This window comes from Caballeronia arationis (assembly GCF_001544975.2).
Classification (GTDB): Bacteria; Pseudomonadota; Gammaproteobacteria; order Burkholderiales; family Burkholderiaceae; genus Caballeronia; species Caballeronia arationis.
This window is the reverse complement of the sequence record NZ_FCOG02000025.1, coordinates 36,759-54,366: the sequence shown is the minus strand read 5'-3', so window position 1 is coordinate 54,366 and position 17,608 is coordinate 36,759. Positions and strand designations below refer to the sequence as shown.

Sequence of the window (17,608 nt, the reverse complement as noted above, 5' to 3'; positions counted from 1 at the left end):
AAGAACATCGCATCACCGAACAGCATAAAGAACGGAGCCATCCATGAGCGACCCTCAACAAACCGCCGCCGCACCGGCGCCGAAGACGAACAACACGAAGCGCCGCACGCTGATGACGCTGATCGTGCTCGTCATCATCATCGCGGCCGTCGCGTACGGGCTGTACTACTTCCTCGTCGCGCGCTTCCATGAAGCGACCGACGACGCCTACGTGAACGGCAACGTCGTGCAGATCACGCCGCAAGTGGTCGGCACGGTCGTCTCGGTGAACGCCGACGACACACAGACGGTCAAGATCGGCGACCCGCTCGTCGCACTCGATCCGGCCGACTCCAAGGTCGCGCTCGATCAGGCCGAGGCAAATCTCGCGCAGACGGTGCGCCAGGTCCGCACGCTGTTCGTCAACGACAACCAGTACGAAGCGCAAGTCGCGCTGCGCAAGTCGGACCTGTCGCGCGCGCAGGACGACCTGCGCCGCCGCATGACGGTCGCGCAGACGGGCGCCGTGTCGCAGGAAGAAATCTCGCACGCCCGCGACGCCGTGCGCGGCGCCCAGGCCGCGCTCGACTCCGCCCAGCAGGAACTGGCGTCGAACCGTTCGCTCACGTCGAACACGACGATCGCGAGCCACCCGAACGTGCTCGCCGCTGCCGCGAAAGTCCGCGATTCGTATATCAACTACGCGCGCAACACGCTGCCGGCGCCGGTCACGGGCTATGTCGCGAAGCGCTCGGTGCAGGTCGGCCAGCGCGTGTCGCCGGGCAATCCGCTGATGGCGATCGTGCCGCTCAACGCCGTCTGGGTCGATGCCAACTTCAAGGAAGTGCAGCTGAAGCACATGCGCATCGGCCAGCCGGTCGAACTGACCGCCGACCTCTACGGCTCGAGCGTCGTCTATCACGGCAAGGTGATCGGCTTCTCGGCCGGCACCGGCTCCGCGTTCTCGCTGCTGCCCGCGCAAAACGCCACCGGCAACTGGATCAAGGTCGTTCAACGCCTGCCGGTGCGGATCGCGCTCGATCCGAAGGAACTGGAACAGCATCCGCTGCGCATCGGCCTCTCGATGAATGCCGACGTGACCATCAAGAACGAGGGCGGCGGCCAGCTCGGCACCGCGCCGAACACCGTCTACCAGACGAATGTCTTCGACAAATACGGCGATCAGGCGGACGCGGAAATCGCCCGCATCATCCAGGAGAACGCCGGCTCGGGACACGGCGCGCCAGGCGCGGCGGCTTCGGCTGCTCGCCCGTCGAAGTCGGCTCAGGCTTCGAAGCTGATGTAAGCAACCCGCACAAGGCTCCGTTACATGTCTCAGCAAAACGTCGTTCATCCGCCGCTCGAAGGCGCGAAGCTCGTGATCGGCACGATCGCGGTTTCGCTCGCGGTGTTCATGAACGTCCTCGACACGTCGATTGCGAACGTCTCGATTCCGTCGATCTCGGGCGACCTCGGTGTGGCGTCCGACCAGGGAACGTGGGTCATCACGTCCTTCGCGGTCGCCAACGCCATCTCGGTACCGCTCACCGGCTGGCTCACGCAGCGCTTCGGACAAGTCCGGCTGTTCCTTTCGTCGATCGTGCTGTTCGTGATCGCGTCGTGGCTCTGCGGGCTCGCGCCGACGCTGCCGTTCCTGCTGGCCGCACGCGTGTTCCAGGGCGCCGTCGCGGGCCCGATGATCCCGCTTTCGCAAACCCTGCTGCTCGCGAGCTATCCACGCTCGAAGGCGCCGATCGCCTTGTCGATGTGGTCGATGACCACGCTGATCGCGCCTGTCGCCGGCCCGATTCTCGGCGGCTGGATCTCGGACAACATTTCCTGGCCGTGGATCTTCTACGTCAACATTCCGGTCGGCATCGCGGCCGCACTCGCGACGTTCGCGATCTTCCGCGACCGCGATTCGGCGATCCGCAAGGCGCCGATCGACACCGTGGGCCTCGCGCTGCTGGTGATCTGGGTCGGCTCGCTGCAGGTCATGCTCGACAAGGGCAAGGACCTCGACTGGTTCAATTCCACCACGATCGTCGTGCTGACGCTGATCGCCGTGATCGCGCTCGCTTTCTTCATCGTATGGGAGTTGACGGCGGAGCATCCGGTGGTCGATCTGTCGCTCTTCAAGCTGCGCAACTTCACCGGCGGGACGATCGCGCTGTCGATCGGCTATGGGCTCTACTTCGGCAACCTGGTGCTGTTGCCTCTGTGGCTGCAAACCGATATCGGCTATACGGCGACCGACGCCGGGCTCGTGATGGCGCCGGTCGGCGTGTTCGCGATTCTCCTGTCGCCGGTGACGGGCAAATTCCTGCCACGCACCGATCCGCGCAAGATCGCGACGGCCGCGTTCCTCGTGTTTGCGCTCTGCTTCTGGATGCGCTCGCGCTACACGACGGGCGTCGACACGTTCTCGCTGATGATGCCGACGCTGATTCAGGGCATCGGCATGGCCGGGTTCTTCATCCCGCTCGTGTCGATCACGCTGTCCGGGCTGCCGGGGCACCGGATTCCGGCAGCGTCGGGTCTGTCGAACTTCGTGCGGATCATGTGCGGCGGCATCGGCACGTCGATTTTTTCGACGGCGTGGGAGCATCGGTCGATCGTGCATCACGCGCAGCTCGTCGAGCAAGCGAACGCGTACAACCCGACGTTCGCCAGTTCGGTCGGGCAGATGATGGGCGCGGCCGGGCTCGACCAGTCGCAGGCCTATGGGCTCTACAACAGCATGGCGACGCAACAGGCCGCGCAACTCGGCGTCAACGACCTGTTCTATCTGTCGGCGGGGATTTTCGTCGCGCTGATCGCGCTGATCTGGATCACCAAGCCCGAGCGGGCCGGCGGCGGAGATTCGGCTGCGGCGGCTTCGGCGGCACATTGACCCGCTTCGCCTCGCGCGGATGTGAAAAAGCCCGGATTCGCTCCGGGCTTTTGCTTTACTGCGCTCGACTCAGTCCGACGTCGCGCTGACCACCAGCCGCTCGGGCGCCAGCACGCCCTCGCCCGCCTTCGCGACGCCGAGCAGCCTCGCGCCCTCGACCGTGTAGACACGCACGCGGCCGTCTTCGAGCGGTTCCGCCGACACCTCTGACAGCCTCAACCGCTGGCCGTGCAGGAAGCGGCGCGCCGCATCGGCATCGAGATGGACAGACGGAAACGTCGAGAGCAGCGCATCGACCGGCTGCAACCAGCGATCGCGCTCCGCCTGCTCCGCATCCGACAACGCGTCGAGCGTCGCCGCGTGTTCGAGCGTCAGCGCGCCGACGCCGGTGCGCCGCAACGCCACGAGATGCGCGCCGCAACCGAGCGTCTCGCCGATATCCTCCGCGAGCGTGCGCACATACGTACCTTTGCTGCACGTCACGCGAAACGTCACCATCGGCAGCGCACAGGAGATCAGTTCCAGCGCGTGAATCGTCACCTGACGGCCCTCGCGTTCCACCGTCTGCCCGGCACGTGCGTATTCGTAAAGCGGCTTGCCGTCGCGTTTGAGCGCCGAATACATCGGCGGGACTTGCGTGATCTCACCGCGAAACTTTTCCATCGCCGCCAGGACCGCCGGTTCGTCGCACGTCACCTCGCGCGTTTCGAGCGCTTCGCCTTCCGCATCGCCCGTCGTCGTGCGGATGCCGAGGCGCATCGTCGCCTCGTACGTCTTGTCGGCTTCGAGCAGATCCTGCGAAAACTTCGTCGCCTCGCCGAAACAAAGCGGCAGAAGACCGGTCGCGAGCGGATCGAGCGTGCCTGTATGCCCCGCCTTCTTCGCCAGATAGAGACGCTTCGCGCGGATCAGCGCATCGTTGCTCGACAGGCCGAGCGGCTTGTCGAGCAGCAACACGCCGTCGAGCGCACGGCGCGGAATCTTCGGACGCGCCGGACCATTCGAACCCTTCATCGGTCAGGCACCTTCCTCGTCGTCCTTCGCGCGCGTGGCGTTGGCCTCGTCGATCAGCTTCGACATTTCGACCGCGCGCTCGATCGTCTGGTCATAGTGGAAATGCAGCGTCGGGACCGTGTGGATATGCAGGCGCTTGAAAAGAAGGTTGTGCAGGTGCCCGGCCGCGTGATTCAGGCCGTCCTGCGTCTGCTGCGGATCGCCCGTCAGCGTCGTGAAATAGACCTTCGCGTGCGCATAATCCGGCGTCAGTTCGACGCTCTGGATCGTCACCATTCCGACGCGCGGGTCCTTCACCTCGCGCATCAACTCGGACAGATCGCGCTGGATCTGATCCGCGATCTGCACGTTGCGATTCGGTGAGGTACGTTTCTTGGCCATGATGTTTCCCTTATTGTCGTGCCGTGTTGCCGTGCCGCGCCCATAAAAAAAACGGAGCGGACCTAGAGGCCCGCTCCGCCTTGATTTACGGCGGGCAATCTTACAGCGTACGAGCCACTTCGGTGACTTCGAACACTTCGAACTGGTCGCCTTCGACGATGTCGTTGAAGTTCTTGATCGACATGCCGCACTCGAAGCCCTGACGGACTTCCTTCACGTCATCCTTGAAGCGCTTGAGCGAATCGAGTTCGCCGGTATGGATCACGACGTTGTTGCGGATCACGCGCACCGACGAGCTGCGCTTGACGACGCCGTCCGTGACCATACAACCCGCGATCAGGCCGACCTTCGGCACGCGGATCACCTGGCGCACTTCGACCATGCCGGTCACGACTTCGCGCTTCTCCGGCGACAGCATGCCGGACATCGCTGCCTTCACCTCATCCACAGCGTCATAGATGATGTTGTAGTAGCGAATATCGATGCCGTTCGACTCGGCCACCTTGCGCGCCTGTGCATCCGCACGGGTGTTGAAGCCGATGATGACCGCCTTCGACGCCGTCGCGAGGTTGACGTCCGATTCGCTGATCGCGCCGACCGCGCTGTGCACGATCTGCACGCGCACTTCGTTGGTCGACAGCTTTTGCAGCGATTGCACCAGCGCTTCCTGCGAACCCTGCACGTCGGCCTTGACGATGAGCGGCAGATTCTGCACTTCGCCTTCGCCCATCTGCTCGAGCATGTTTTCGAGCTTCGCGGCCTGCTGCTTCGCGAGCTTGACGTCGCGGAACTTGCCTTGACGGAACAGCGCGATTTCGCGCGCCTTGCGCTCGTCCGGCAGCACGATGACTTCCTCGCCCGCACCCGGCACTTCCGACAGACCCTGGATCTCGACCGGAATCGACGGACCCGCCGACTTCGTCGGCTTGCCGGTTTCGTCGAGCATCGCGCGCACGCGACCGTAGGCGCTGCCTGCCAGCACGACGTCGCCGCGATTGAGCGTGCCCGACTGGACCAGGATCGTTGCAACCGGACCCTTGCCCTTGTCGAGCTTCGCTTCGATCACGAGGCCCTTCGCCGGCGCTTCGATCGGCGCCGTCAGTTCCAGCACTTCGGCCTGCAGCGAGACGTTTTCCAGCAGGTCGTCGATGCCCTGACCTGTCTTCGCCGACACTTCGACGAACGGCGAATCGCCACCGTACTCTTCCGGCACGACGCCTTCCGCGACGAGTTCCTGCTTCACGCGCTCGGAATGCGCATCCGGCTTGTCGATCTTGTTGATCGCGACGACGATCGGCACGCCGCCCGCTTTCGCGTGGGCGATCGCTTCCTTCGTCTGCGGCATCACGCCGTCGTCGGCTGCTACTACGAGAATCACGATGTCAGTTGCCTTCGCACCGCGCGCACGCATGGCCGTGAAGGCCTCGTGACCCGGCGTGTCGAGGAACGTGATGACTCCGCGCGGCGTTTCGACGTGGTATGCGCCGATATGCTGCGTGATCCCGCCCGCTTCGCCCGCCGCCACTTTCGCGCGACGGATGTAATCGAGCAGCGACGTCTTGCCGTGGTCGACGTGACCCATGACCGTGACGACCGGCGGGCGCGGCAGGCGTTCGCCTGCTTCTTCCGTCGTTTCGCCTTCGGTGAGCAGCGCTTCCGGATCGTCCAGCTTTGCCGCGACCGCACGGTGACCCAGTTCCTCGACGACGATCATCGCCGTTTCCTGGTCGAGCACCTGGTTGATCGTGACCATCTGGCCGAGCTTCATCATCACCTTGATGACTTCCGAAGCCTTCACCGACATCTTGTGCGCCAGATCGGCAACCGAAATGGTTTCCGGCACGTGCACTTCGCGCACGATCGGTTCGGTCGGCGCCTGGAACGTCGTCTGATCCTGATGCTTGCCGCGTCCCTTCGGACCGCCGCGCCAGCCGCGATCGACGCCGCCGCTGGTGTCGCCGCGGGTCTTGATGCCACGGCGCTTGGCTGCGTCGTCCTGCCAGCCGCCCTTGCCGCCGGCCTTCTTCTTGTCCGGCGACGACGGTGCGGTCGTGGCCGGCGCGCCTGCCGCCGGCTTCTTGGCCGCGGCCGGACGTGCAGACACTGAGCCTTCCGGCTTCGCCGGCTTGTGCAGCGTGCCCTTCGCCTCGACGGCCTTCGCCGCTTCGGCCGGCTTGGCGACAGGCGCCGGCTCGGCCGGCTTCGCCTGCTGCGCCTTGCGCGGCGTGTTCATCATTTCGCGGATCGCGCGCGCTTCGGCTTCGGCCGCGGCACGGCGCTTTGCGATTTGTTCCTGCTCGGCGCGCGCCTTTTCGGTCGCGGCGCGTGCGGCGTCCTCCGCCTTCTTGGCGGCTTCGCGCTGAGCGGCACGCTCGGCGGCGGCCTTCTCTTCGTTCTGCTGCGCGGCTGCGTCCGGCTTGGCGGGTTCCTCGGCTTGCTTCTCAGCCTGCTTGTCGGCCTTGGCTTCCGCGCGCACTTCCTGACGCGCGGCGGCCGCCGCCTTCGAGACTTCGGCCGCTTCCTTCATCGCGGCAGCGCGCTTCGCCGCTTCTTCCTCGGCACGGCGACGCTCGGCTTCGGCCGCTTCCTCATGCGCACGGCGCTCCGCCTCTTCGCGCTCGAGGCGCTCCTGGCGTTCTTTCAGCTCCTGCGCTTCCTTCTCGAGCAGCTCCGCCGCATGCCGCGCTTCTTCCTCGCGACGCTGCAATTCAGCTTCGTCGACTTCGTCCTCGACGTGATTCTGTGCCTCGACGACTTGCTCGGCGCCTTGTTCGTCGCGCTTCACGAAGACACGCTTCTTGCGCACCTCGACCTGAATGGTGCGAGCTTTACCCGTAGAGTCGGATTGCTTGATCTCCGACGTATGCCGGCGGGTCAGAGTGATCTTGCGCTTGTCGGCGTCGGCGGAACCGTGCGACTTGCGCAAATGATCGAGCAGACGCGCCTTGTCCATTTCGGACAGGTCGTCGTCAGCGCTCGCTTTCTGAACGCCAGCCGCCTGCAGTTGCTCCAGCAACACGCCTGCAGGCATTTTGAGTTCCGCGGCAAATTGGGCTACGTTGTTACTCGCCATTCATTCCTCTTGATGCAAGGACAGATTCCTTGCTGTTAGATCGGGGTCATGCGGCCGAACTGGCCGCGATATGTCAGTGCGCCATGGTCATTTCTCACTGGAACCAGTGTTCACGTGCTTTCATGATCAACGCCTTAGCGGCATCCTCTTCCATGCCGGTCATTTCGACCAGCTCATCCACAGCCAGCTCGGCGAGTTCGTCGCGCGTCTGGACCTGGTGTTCTGCAAGCTTCGAGAGCAGTTCATTGTCCATGCCCTCGAGGCTCTTCAAATCGAGTGCGGCACCTTCGACTTTCTCTTCGTTGGCGATCGCCATCGTGAGCAGCGCGTCACGCGAGCGGTTGCGCAGTTCATGCACCGTGTCTTCATCGAAGGCTTCGATTTCGAGCATTTCGTTGAGCGGCACATACGCGATCTCTTCGAGGCTCGTGAAGCCCTCGTCGATCAGGATGTCCGCCACTTCCTCGTCGACGTCGAGACGCGCCATGAACAGGTCGCGCAGCGTGCCGCGTTCCTCGTTCTGCTTCAGCGCGGATTCATCCGGCGTCATGATGTTGATCTGCCAGCCGGTGAGTTCGCTGGCGAGCCGGACGTTCTGGCCACTGCGGCCGATCGCGACCGCGAGTTCGTTCTCGTCGACGACGACGTCCATCGAATGCTTTTCTTCATCGACGACGATCGACTGTACGGCAGCCGGCGCAAGGGCGCCGATCACGAACTGGGCGGGGTCTTCCGACCATAGCACGATGTCGACGTTCTCGCCACCGAGCTCGTTTCGCACCGCCTGGACGCGCGAACCGCGAATGCCGACGCAGGTGCCGATCGGGTCGATGCGCTTGTCGTACGCGATCACCCCGATTTTCGCACGCACGCCAGGATCGCGCGCGGCCGCCTTGATTTCGAGCAGACCCTGCTCGATTTCCGGCACTTCCATTTCGAACAGCTTCATCAGGAACTCGGGCGCCGTGCGCGAGAGTTCGATCTGCGGGCCGCGCGCGGTGCGGTCGACCTTCGCGATATAGGCGCGGACGCGGTCGCCGACGCGCAGGTTTTCCTTCGGAATCAGCTGGTCGCGGCGCAGCAGCGCTTCGACACGGCCCGACTCGACGATGAAATTACCCTTGTCCAGACGCTTGACCGAGCCGGTCATGATCTTTTCGCCGCGCTCGAGGAAGTCGTTCAGGATCTGCTCGCGCTCCGCGTCCCGAACCTTCTGAAGAATGACCTGCTTTGCAGCCTGCGCACCGATACGGCCGAATTCGATCGACGGGATCGGCTGCTCGATATAGTCGTCCACTTCGGCGTCGGGCTTGTCTTCCTTCGCTTCGAACAGCAGGATTTCCTGGTCCGGCTCCTGCAGGCCCGCCTCGTCCGGCACGACGCGCCAGCGGCGGAAAGTTTCATGCTCGCCGCTCTCACGATCGATCGCGACGCGAATATCGACATCTTCCTCGAACAGCTTTTTCGTTGCCGAAGCCAGCGCGGCTTCCAGCGCTGCGTACACCACGTCCTTGTTGACGTTTTTTTCGCGCGCCAGCGCATCCGCCAGCATCAAAACTTCGCGACTCATTGTTTGCGGCTCCTAAAGTCAACCTTGGGGACGAGACGTGCTTTATCGAGGTCTGCGAGCGTGAAATCGAGCATCGCGGCGCCGTCCTTCCCTTCAAATTCCAAACCAATCGTTTCGCCGTTCGGCGCATGCACGATGCCCCGGTACGACTTGCGCCCGTCCAGCGGCTTTTTCAATGTGATGACCACCTCGCTGCCCGCGAAGCGTTCGAAGTCCGCCAGCTTCTTGAGCGGCCGATCGAGACCCGGCGAAGAGACTTCGAGCCGGTCGTAATCGATGTTTTCGACTTCGAGCAGATACTGAAGCTGACGCGTGACTTTCTCGCAGTCTTCGATGGCGATTCCGGCGGGCTGGTCGATGTACACGCGCAACATGCCGCCTCCCGAGCGCTCGAGATCGACAAGCTCGTAGCCCAGGCCCGAGACTGTGGTTTCAATCAATTCCGTCAGTTGCACAATGACTCCAAGGTGTTCACGCGCGCTCCACGCTGAGAACACCTGCGGGCCGCGCCTTAAGCCGGCGCGCACCCTCGTTGCCCCAAGATGCCGAACCGAATGGCCAAAAAAAAATGGGCGCAACGCCCAATTTCTTTTTAAACCGAGGTCGCATCCGGGCGGCTATTACTAGCTCCACGAAACTGCATGCCCAGCGACTTTGTGATTTTAGCCATTTTTCGGGATAAAGGCAACCAAACCCGGCGCGTTTGCGACGCATTCGCAGCCGATTCGGCGCCGTTTCAGCGCGATCTGCTGCTAAAACGCGCAAGGTTTCCCGATGTCCTTCCGGACGGCAGCTAATGCAAAGGGGCACGCTGGCGTGCCCCTTCGTGATTACGCCGATCGACAAAAACCTGAGCGTTCCAGATGCGGCCGGACGCGCCCCGCTTCCAGGTCGATCGAGCGCGCGTTGCTCAGCGACCGCGCGTGCGGTTGCGCGGCGTGGCCGGACGCGGACCGCGTCCCGCACCGCCCGAATTGCCCGGCTTGCCCTGTCCGCCGCCTTGCGGCCCCTGACGCCCGCCGGCACGCGGACCCGCCGATCCGGCGCGCTTGCCCGCGCCGCCGGCCGCCGGCCCTTGCGGACCGCCCTGCGTACGATTGCCTCGCGGACCGGCGCCGCTACGGCCGCCCGGCGTGCGATTGCCATTCGGCTCGCCGCCAGCGCGATTGCCGTTCGCTTCGCGACCGCCTCGGCCGCCGCCGACGCCACCGAACCCGCCAGTACCGCCGGTGCCGCCGAAACCGCCCGTCGAATTACCGAAGCCACCCGGCGCGCCGCGCCGACCGCCGCCGCCAGCGCCACCGCGCGTCGGCGTCTGTGCCATGCGCGAGTGCGAGCTGAGTACCGGCTCGCGTGTGATGAATCCCATCGACGTCTGCATCGGGTCCGGCTGCACGCGCGGTGCCGCGTTGCGTCCGCCCTTTTCCTCCAGCGGCGCCTTGAGCCCGACCGACTCCATGAGGCTGCGCACCTGGTTGTCTTCGAGTTCTTCCCAGCGGCCGCGCTTCAGTCCCTTCGGCAGCGCGATCGGGCCGTGACGCGTGCGGATCAGCCGGCTCACCATCAGGCCGGCCGCCTCGAACATGCGACGCACCTCGCGGTTGCGTCCTTCCGCCAGCGCGACGTGATACCAGTGATTCGTGCCTTCGCCGCCACCGTCGCGGATACGCAGGAAGTTGGCCGGACCGTCGTCGAGCTCAACGCCCTTCAGGAGCTTCTGGCGCATTCCCTCTGACAGCTCGCCGACCACCCGCACCGCATACTCGCGCTCGACGCTGTAGCGCGGATGCATGAAGCGGTTCGCCAGATCGCCCGAAGTCGTGAGAAGCAGCAGGCCTTCGGTATTGAAGTCGAGCCGGCCGACGGCGAGCCACTTGGCCGTCTTCATCGACGGCAGCTTGTCGAACACCGACGGACGGCCTTCCGGATCGGCGTGGCTCACGATCTCGCCGGTCGGCTTGTGATACAGCAGGATGCGCGGCGGCTTGTTCGCGAGCTTGCGCTTCACCGGCTTGCCGTTGATGCGGACCTGGTCAGTCGGCATGATTCGCTGGCCGATGTGCGCCGGCTCGCCGTTCACCGACACGCGGCCCGCAATGATCAGCTCTTCCATGTCGCGACGCGAACCCATGCCCGCTTCGGCGAGCACCTTGTGGAGCTTCGGCGCGTCGTCGTCGGGTTCCAGCACGCGCTTTTGCGGTGCATTGCGGCCGCGGCGCAGCATCGGCGCGCGCACGCCGCCCGCGCCGTTGTCGGCGTCGAACGCAGGCGACGTGACGTAGGCGAACACGTCGTCGACGGCTGCCGCCGCCGGGCTCTGCACCGGTGCGTCCGCGTCGTCGCGCTTGACGCGCTTCTTCTGCGCGCCCGGCTGCCTACGGCCCCCTTCGCGCTGCCCTTCTCTCGGTTCCTTACCCGCCGCTTCACGACCCGCGCCGCCTTCGCGCTTGGCCGCGTCCTTGCGCGGCGCGCGCGCGCCTGCATCCTTGCGCGGCATGCGAACCTGCGCGACGACGACGCCATCCGGCGGCGCTTCAGCCACCACGCCGGTCGCCGGGACGCCTTCCTCGGCGCCCTTCGTCTTCGCGACGGCGCGGCGCCGGGCGATCAGGCTGCGCGGTCCGCGACGCAAGCCACGACGCGGGCGGTCGTCGCCCTCGGCGGAATCGTCGGCGCGCGCGCGGTCGTCGCGGTCGTCGTTCGAGGACGGGCCTTGTGCGTCCGTGGCACGAACGGGGCGCTCGGATTCGGGCGAATCGCTGTCGTGGGAGTGTGTCAAAACAACCTCAAATGTGTCGAGTCGCGCGCCCGTCGCGGGCGCGTCAAAAAAATCCGCTGATCGTTCGGCTGATCGTGTGAACTGATCTTTATGGACAGCCGGATCAGGGTCCGTGCAATTGCATCAGGCGCGGCGTGCTTCCCGTTCGTCGGTATCGTCGTCGGTGAGCGGGTTGTCGTCCGGCGTGGCGGCGTCGCGTTCTTCTGGTTCGCTCTCGCTTGCCTGCACCGGTTCCGCTCCGGTCGCGCTCACGATGGTGTCGTGCTGCGCCGGGTCGGTCGGGGGTACTGCGTGTTGCTGTTCGTCGGCTTGCGTGGGCGCGGCTTGCTGCGCCGGTTCGCGCGGCACGTCGGCTTCGACGGCCGTATCAGCAGCAGCGGGCGTGCCCGCTTCGGCGAGCGCTTCGTCGGCGGGCATGCCTTCCTGCGATGCCCCTTCCTCGTGGACTGCCCGCTGCGCGCCGTGTTCCCCTGCCGCGTCAAAATGGACCGCATCCTGCGGCGAAATCGGCTCTCCGGCATCGGTGGCCGCCGTGTCGACCTCTGGGAAGTCGATCGAATGCTGTGCCATCAGCGCCGCCTCGAACTGCGCGGACGGATTGTCCAGTGCGGGCAGTTCGTCGAGCGCGGTGAGTCCGAGGTCGTCGAGAAACTGTTTGGTCGTCGCATAGAGCGCCGGGCGTCCCGGCACGTCGCGATGACCGATCACCTCGATCCAGCTGCGGTCCTCGAGCTGCTTCACGACCTGCGTGTTCACGGTCACGCCGCGAATTTCCTCGATGTCGCCCCGCGTCACCGGCTGCCGATAGGCGATGATCGCGAGCGTTTCGAGAACGGCTCGCGAGTACTTGGGCGGCTTTTCCGGGTGCAGCCGATCGAGATAACCCCGCATTGCGGGCTTGCTTTGAAAGCGCCATCCGGACGCCAGCGCCACCAGTTCCACGCCGCGGCCGGACCAGTCTTCTTTCAGGCCTTCGAGCAGCGTGCGGACGGTGTCAGCCGAAATATCGTCGGCGAAGAGCTTGCGCAACTCTCCGAGTTTCAGCGGTTCCTGCGCGCAAATCAAAGCAGTCTCGAGGACGATCTTCGCCTCTTGGGTATTCATGCAGCTAGGTCAGACCCTGTGTGGTCAATGAACCGGATCAAACGGATTCGAGCGGGCCAGTGCGTCCGGGCCGATGCTGCGGACGATGAAACTGGACACGGAATTTCTAGACGCGCTCGCCCGATTTTGGTCGGTCATATTGATTGGGAGCACGCACCGGGGGGAGCCGGACCGGGCGACCGGCCAGTGCGAATCAGAAAATTCGCGGACCAACTGGCGGGTCACCGAGCCATCCCAGCCGGACGGAGTAGCGCATTGACTGGCGCCAAGCGCGTGACTGAGCGCCATATTACGCAAAAAGAACCAGTGCGTAAAGGTGAAACATTTCGCCTCGCAAACACTCACGTCGGATGTCAAATTACGCGCGAAAAGCGCCTTTCGAGCCCGACAACGGGTCAGGAACCCGTTCTGGACGCGAGAAACTCGCGCAGACGCGCGACGCCCCGATCGAGCCGCGCAGGGTCGCACGCGTAGCACCAGCGCACGAATCCCTCGCCCTCTGCGCCGAACGCGCTGCCGGGCGCAAGTCCCAGATGCGCCTCGCGCACGAGCGCCTTGCACAGTTCGAAACTGCGTCCGGCGCCGGGCAGCGAGAAAAACAGGTACATCGCGCCGAGCGGCGCACGCACGTCGACGCCCGGGATCGTCTGCAGCGCGCCGACGAGATGATCCCGGCTCGCGCGCAAGTCGGCGACGAGCGACTCGGTGAACCGTTCGCCCTCCTGCACCGCGACGACGCCCGCCTGCTGAACGAACGACGGCGCGCACGAAGTGTTGTATTCGACGAGCTTGCCGAGATCGTCCATCAGCGCAGCGGGGGCGACCAGCCAGCCGAGGCGCCAGCCGGTCATGAGCCACGCCTTCGAAAACGAATTCACCGCGATCACGCGTTCGTCGCGCGTCGCGAGATCGAGGAACGACGGCGCGACGCGCCCTTCCGCACCGTAATAGAGCCGCTCGTAGACTTCATCTGCGACGATCCAGATGCCGTGCCGCCGGCAATGGTCGAGCACCGTGCGCTGCTCGTCGCGCGTCATCGTCCAGCCGGTCGGATTGTTCGGCGAGTTGATCATCAGCATCCGCGTGCCGGGCGTGAGCGCGGCCAGCAGGCGTTCGAGATCGAGCGTCCAGCCGTCGGCCCCGTAGGTCAGCGACACCGTCTCGACGTGCGCGCCCAGAATCTTCGGAATTTCGACCAGATTCGGCCACAGGGGCGTGACCGCGACGACCCGGTCGCCCGCGCCCGCCACGAGCTGCGCGGCCAGCATCAGCGCATTTACGCCCGCGCTCGTGACGGCGACGTGGCCTAGCGTCGTCGTGCCGTGCAGCGCGCTCACGTAGCCGGCGAGCGCGTCGCGCAGCGGCGCGATGCCGAGATTGTGCGTGTAGAAGGTGGCGCCGTCTGCGAGCGCGCGGCTCGCGGCGTCGCGGATGAACTGCGGCGTCACGCGATCCGATTCGCCGAACCAGAACGGCAGCACGTCCGGCACGCCGAAACCAGCGTTTGCGACCTCGCGGATCTGCGACGGACGCAAATCGCGCACGGCATCGCGTGCGTTCGGCGCGTGGCCACCATGCTCGCCGCTCAACGCGCCCAGTTCCGCCGATACCGCTCCCGCCGATTCGCTCATCTTCCCGCCCCGTCGATTGAAAATGAAAGTCTACCGCGCCGGCGTCGGTCGATTGACGCCGGCCGCGCTCAACCGAGTTCGTCCGCACGCCCCGGCGACGCCGCGATCAGCGCCCAGACCGACTCCGCCGCCGGCGAAAGCGACCGGTCGCGCCTCCTCACGAGTTCGACGGTGCGTTCGGCACGCGGCACGAGCGGCAGCGCTACGAGTGACGACTGCGCCGGCAGCGGTAGCGCGAGCCGCGGCAGCACGCTGATGCCGACGCCCGCCTCGACGAGCCCGAACACCGTCGCCGGGTGGCCGAGCTCCTGCACCACTTCGGCGCTCACGCCGTGCTCGCGCATCGCGGCATCGATGATCGGGCGGCTGCCCGACGCGTAATCGAGCATCACAAGCCGCTCGCCCGCGAGCGCCTTCCACGCGACTTCGCGCTCGCGGCCGAGCGGATGATCGCACCGCACGACCACGCAGAACGAATCGGTCATGACCATCTGACCGCAGAGGTCGTCGGACGCGAACGGACCGATGACGACACCGAAATCCGCTTCGCCCGACTTCACCTGGCGCAGAACGTCGCTTTGTACGTCGTCGCGCAGGCTGAGCGCGATCAGCGGATAGCGCACGGAACACGCCGCGATCACTTGAGGCATCAGGCGGCACGCCACCGTCGGGCTTGCGGCGACGATCACCCGCCCGCGCCGCTGTTCGCCCAGATCGCGAATTTCGCGCAGCGCTGCGTCGAGGTCGGTCAGAAGACGCGACACGCTGCCGACCAGATTCGCGCCGACGTCGGTGAGTTGCACTTCGCGCGTGGTCCGGTCGACCAGTTTCAGGCCGATTTCGCCCTCCAGTTCGCGCACGCACCGGCTGACCGCCGACTGCGTCAGGCCGACTTCGTTGCCCGCGCGGCTGAAACTGCGCAGGCGCGCCACTGCGATGAACACGCGCAACTGTCGCAGCGTCACGTTGAGCGTCGGGCTCATTCCTATTCCTCATCAATCACGCTGATCAATGAGCATTATAGAGGGAACGATCGTTAGAAATGAGGTTCGCTGCGGTGCAACAAAACGACGCAAACGCACGCAGTAAGGGCCTGTTGCACTGGATTGGTGATTGTCCCGATTTCGCGAACACCCCGTTTCGGGTCTCATAGCGGCCATGCTGGCATCGCGCCAGCCTACTGCCATGTGGGTTTCCCGGTATTTGCTGCTCACATGGCACGGTTCTCGCATTTCATTGCGCACAGGGTCGGCGTCGTCAGCGGTCATAAGCAAATCGTCCGCCGCAGCCGGTTTCCGACCTGCCTGGGTATTCGTTCTTCGAATTCCGACCAGAGTGCGCGGCGCGGGGCAGCGCACCGGGGTTAGCTTCGCTGAGGTGAAACATGACGCTGTTCGACGATTTGAGAGATAACGAGTGGGCGCTGGTCGAGGCGCTATTCTGTTCGGAACCTGCACGCAGTGAGCGCCGCGGCCGTCCGCGCGTCGAAGCGCGCGCGGTGGTCAACGCGGTGCTATGGGTGCTTTCGACCGGTGAAGGCTGGTCGAAGCTGCCGGGGCGCTATCCGTCGCCGCCGACCTGCCGTCGCCGGTTCGACGAATGGCAGGCCGATGGCACCCTCGCCGAAATTGTGAAGCGACTCGGCAACAACGGCCGGGAAGTATCGCTGCGCGGCCGCATCGGTTCGACTGCTGCCAAGCCGCCCGCACCGCCGAGCCGCGATCGTCTGCGCGGCGCGTTCTGGACCAATCCGGAATCGTGGCGCGCGCCGGCCAAAATGGCCTGAGCGATCGACTGACTGCATCTTCGCATGAACAAAAAGCGTCAAAATCTTTTTGCGCTTTTCCCTCGCGAGGTTTCGCCTTCTTCCAGGCGAAACCTCGATCGACTCCCTTCCGCGTGAGATCGCGCTCGGCGAGCGCAGCTTTGACGCGCCCGCCTTCCGGCCATTTCCAGCGCCGAAACAACTCTTTACCATTTTTTACAGTGCCGGAGCGCGCGCTGGCATAAGTTGGTGTGCTATCGAACGGGCTTTCGTAGTGGCCTGAAGGGGGCTCACCATGAAACCAATGTCACGGCTCGCGTGCGGCATTGTAGTTTCAGTTTTATATGGAGTGGCGATCGCGCAGGCGCAGTTGCAACCCGAAGATCTCAGCGTCCAGGCAAGCGCACGAGCGGCGGTGCCGGGTCAGCAGGATGTCGCGCGTGCCAGGGACTTCAGTCCGCCCGCGCCGAGAGGCGATCTGCGCGGCGATATTGCGAGCAATGTCCGGGTGCGTCCGGACGACGAGCATGAAGAACGTCCACGTCGGCATTGACGCGACGCATCGGCAGAACGACGTTTGGGATGATGTCGAAGCGATCCGGATTCGTTCCGATGCATCGTCGGGGAACCACTGACGGCTCGATGAGTCCCATCCAATGCCATGAGCACAGCGTGGCAGCAGTAAGATCCGGTACGCCCGTATCCTCGCGATACGGGCTTTTTTTTGGCCTGCCCTTGTGGCCGGCCTCAAGCCGCCGCAGCGACTGGCGCGCCGACACTTCGCCCCGGCGCTTCCCCGCCCTGATCTCATTCGCTCGAATCGTCGCGTGTCCTGCGTCCCGCTTTCGAGCCGTGCTGTCCTAGACCCGGGCCTCGAGAACCGGTTCGTGCGTGGCGAGCGTGTAGCGCTCGGCGCGATGCAGATCCCAGTCCATCGAACGCTCGTCGCGTGCGAGGCGGTTGAATTCGAGCTTGCCCCGCTCGGTCACTACGGCGATATCGACGGGCGCGTGAAATCCGGGTGCCGGCGCCACCGTACGTTGACGCACGAGCTCCAGCAAACCGAGCGCACGCAATTGATCGAACACGGGAGGGCGTTTCGCCCACGGGACCTGGCGATACTGAGCTCGCCGGAGCGCTTCGAGTACTGCTTCGTTAGAATACGTGGTCATTTCGTTCTTTCTTCCTGTGCAGCCATGACGGCACCGCGTGCGAGCAGTCAAACGACCCCCGCGGTACCGACTAAAGGCGGCATGCCCTATCCGCTCCGTACGCCGCTTCGCGGCCCAGGACCGGAATCGCAGCCGCCGCTTGCGCTAGGTGCTGCTTGTTATTTCAAGCCCCCGTTCCAGGCGTGCTGATCGCACGCTTCACCCGCCAATCGTCGGCATATTCCGTAGAATGCGACGGCGCAGCGGA

Annotated in this window: 15 protein-coding genes; 4 read left to right on the top strand and 11 right to left on the bottom strand. The window is 64.9% G+C overall.

All coding sequences use genetic code 11. The features are described from left to right. Positions 1-43: 43 nt before the first annotated feature. Positions 44-1,285 carry an HlyD family secretion protein gene (locus AWB81_RS17290; RefSeq protein ID WP_062637495.1) on the top strand — a complete coding sequence of 414 codons (1,242 nt, stop codon included), beginning with the start codon at positions 44-46 and terminating at the stop codon, positions 1,283-1,285. 24 nt (positions 1,286-1,309) lie between these two features. Then, complete coding sequence (locus AWB81_RS17285; protein ID WP_062637493.1) at positions 1,310-2,872, top strand: DHA2 family efflux MFS transporter permease subunit; 1,563 nt, start codon at positions 1,310-1,312, stop codon at positions 2,870-2,872. Positions 2,873-2,941: 69 nt separating this feature from the next. Here AWB81_RS17285 and truB read toward each other — a convergent pair whose 3' ends face one another. The 5 genes from truB to rimP all read right to left on the bottom strand — a co-directional run bounded on the left by truB (position 2,942) and on the right by rimP (position 9,365). Further along, positions 2,942-3,886 carry a tRNA pseudouridine(55) synthase TruB gene (gene truB / locus AWB81_RS17280; protein ID WP_062637491.1) on the bottom strand — a complete coding sequence of 315 codons (945 nt, stop codon included), beginning with the start codon at positions 3,884-3,886 and terminating at the stop codon, positions 2,942-2,944. A 3-nt stretch (positions 3,887-3,889) separates the two neighbouring features. Beyond that, complete coding sequence (rbfA, locus tag AWB81_RS17275) at positions 3,890-4,267, bottom strand: 30S ribosome-binding factor RbfA (protein ID WP_062637490.1); 378 nt, start codon at positions 4,265-4,267, stop codon at positions 3,890-3,892. 100 nt (positions 4,268-4,367) lie between these two features. Beyond that, on the bottom strand, positions 4,368-7,340 hold the full coding sequence (gene infB, locus AWB81_RS17270; RefSeq protein WP_062637489.1) for a translation initiation factor IF-2: 2,973 nt from the start codon (positions 7,338-7,340) through the stop codon (positions 4,368-4,370). A 94-nt stretch (positions 7,341-7,434) separates the two neighbouring features. Then, positions 7,435-8,910 carry a transcription termination factor NusA gene (gene nusA / locus AWB81_RS17265; protein ID WP_062637488.1) on the bottom strand — a complete coding sequence of 492 codons (1,476 nt, stop codon included), beginning with the start codon at positions 8,908-8,910 and terminating at the stop codon, positions 7,435-7,437. Further along, the gene (gene rimP, locus AWB81_RS17260; protein ID WP_062637487.1) at positions 8,907-9,365 is read right to left on the bottom strand and encodes a ribosome maturation factor RimP; all 459 of its coding nucleotides are present in this window, start codon (positions 9,363-9,365) and stop codon (positions 8,907-8,909) included. Before rimP ends, nusA begins: the two co-directional genes overlap by 4 nt. Before the next feature lie 186 nt (positions 9,366-9,551). On the opposite strand from rimP, the gene AWB81_RS45735 reads away from it, so the two are divergent. Continuing rightward, complete coding sequence (locus AWB81_RS45735; RefSeq protein WP_159938909.1) at positions 9,552-9,707, top strand: hypothetical protein; 156 nt, start codon at positions 9,552-9,554, stop codon at positions 9,705-9,707. A 113-nt stretch (positions 9,708-9,820) separates the two neighbouring features. Here the strand turns inward: AWB81_RS45735 and rluB are convergent, their stop codons facing one another. The 4 genes from rluB to AWB81_RS17235 all read right to left on the bottom strand — a co-directional run bounded on the left by rluB (position 9,821) and on the right by AWB81_RS17235 (position 15,407). Beyond that, positions 9,821-11,689, bottom strand: a complete 1,869-nt coding sequence (rluB, locus tag AWB81_RS17255) for a 23S rRNA pseudouridine(2605) synthase RluB (RefSeq protein WP_062637485.1) — start codon at positions 11,687-11,689, stop codon at positions 9,821-9,823. Between the two features lie 123 nt (positions 11,690-11,812). After that, positions 11,813-12,793 (bottom strand): SMC-Scp complex subunit ScpB, encoded by a 981-nt coding sequence (gene scpB, locus AWB81_RS17250; protein WP_062637483.1) that lies wholly within the window; start codon positions 12,791-12,793, stop codon positions 11,813-11,815. A gap of 395 nt (positions 12,794-13,188) precedes the next feature. Then, positions 13,189-14,424 carry a pyridoxal phosphate-dependent aminotransferase gene (locus AWB81_RS17240; protein ID WP_087135034.1) on the bottom strand — a complete coding sequence of 412 codons (1,236 nt, stop codon included), beginning with the start codon at positions 14,422-14,424 and terminating at the stop codon, positions 13,189-13,191. A 68-nt stretch (positions 14,425-14,492) separates the two neighbouring features. After that, complete coding sequence (locus AWB81_RS17235) at positions 14,493-15,407, bottom strand: LysR family transcriptional regulator (RefSeq protein ID WP_062637479.1); 915 nt, start codon at positions 15,405-15,407, stop codon at positions 14,493-14,495. Positions 15,408-15,808: 401 nt separating this feature from the next. On the opposite strand from AWB81_RS17235, the gene AWB81_RS17230 reads away from it, so the two are divergent. Further along, positions 15,809-16,210, top strand: coding sequence for a transposase (locus AWB81_RS17230; protein ID WP_062637477.1), 402 nt, complete (start codon positions 15,809-15,811; stop codon positions 16,208-16,210). A gap of 319 nt (positions 16,211-16,529) precedes the next feature. On the opposite strand, the gene AWB81_RS48495 is transcribed toward AWB81_RS17230, so the two are convergent. Together AWB81_RS48495 and AWB81_RS17220 are read right to left on the bottom strand one after the other, a co-directional pair. Next, a complete protein-coding gene (locus tag AWB81_RS48495; RefSeq protein WP_159938908.1) occupies positions 16,530-16,739 on the bottom strand; it encodes a hypothetical protein in 210 nt (69 codons plus the stop codon). Positions 16,740-17,049: 310 nt separating this feature from the next. After that, positions 17,050-17,361 carry a hypothetical protein gene (locus AWB81_RS17220; protein ID WP_062637473.1) on the bottom strand — a complete coding sequence of 104 codons (312 nt, stop codon included), beginning with the start codon at positions 17,359-17,361 and terminating at the stop codon, positions 17,050-17,052. Positions 17,362-17,608: the final 247 nt, after the last annotated feature.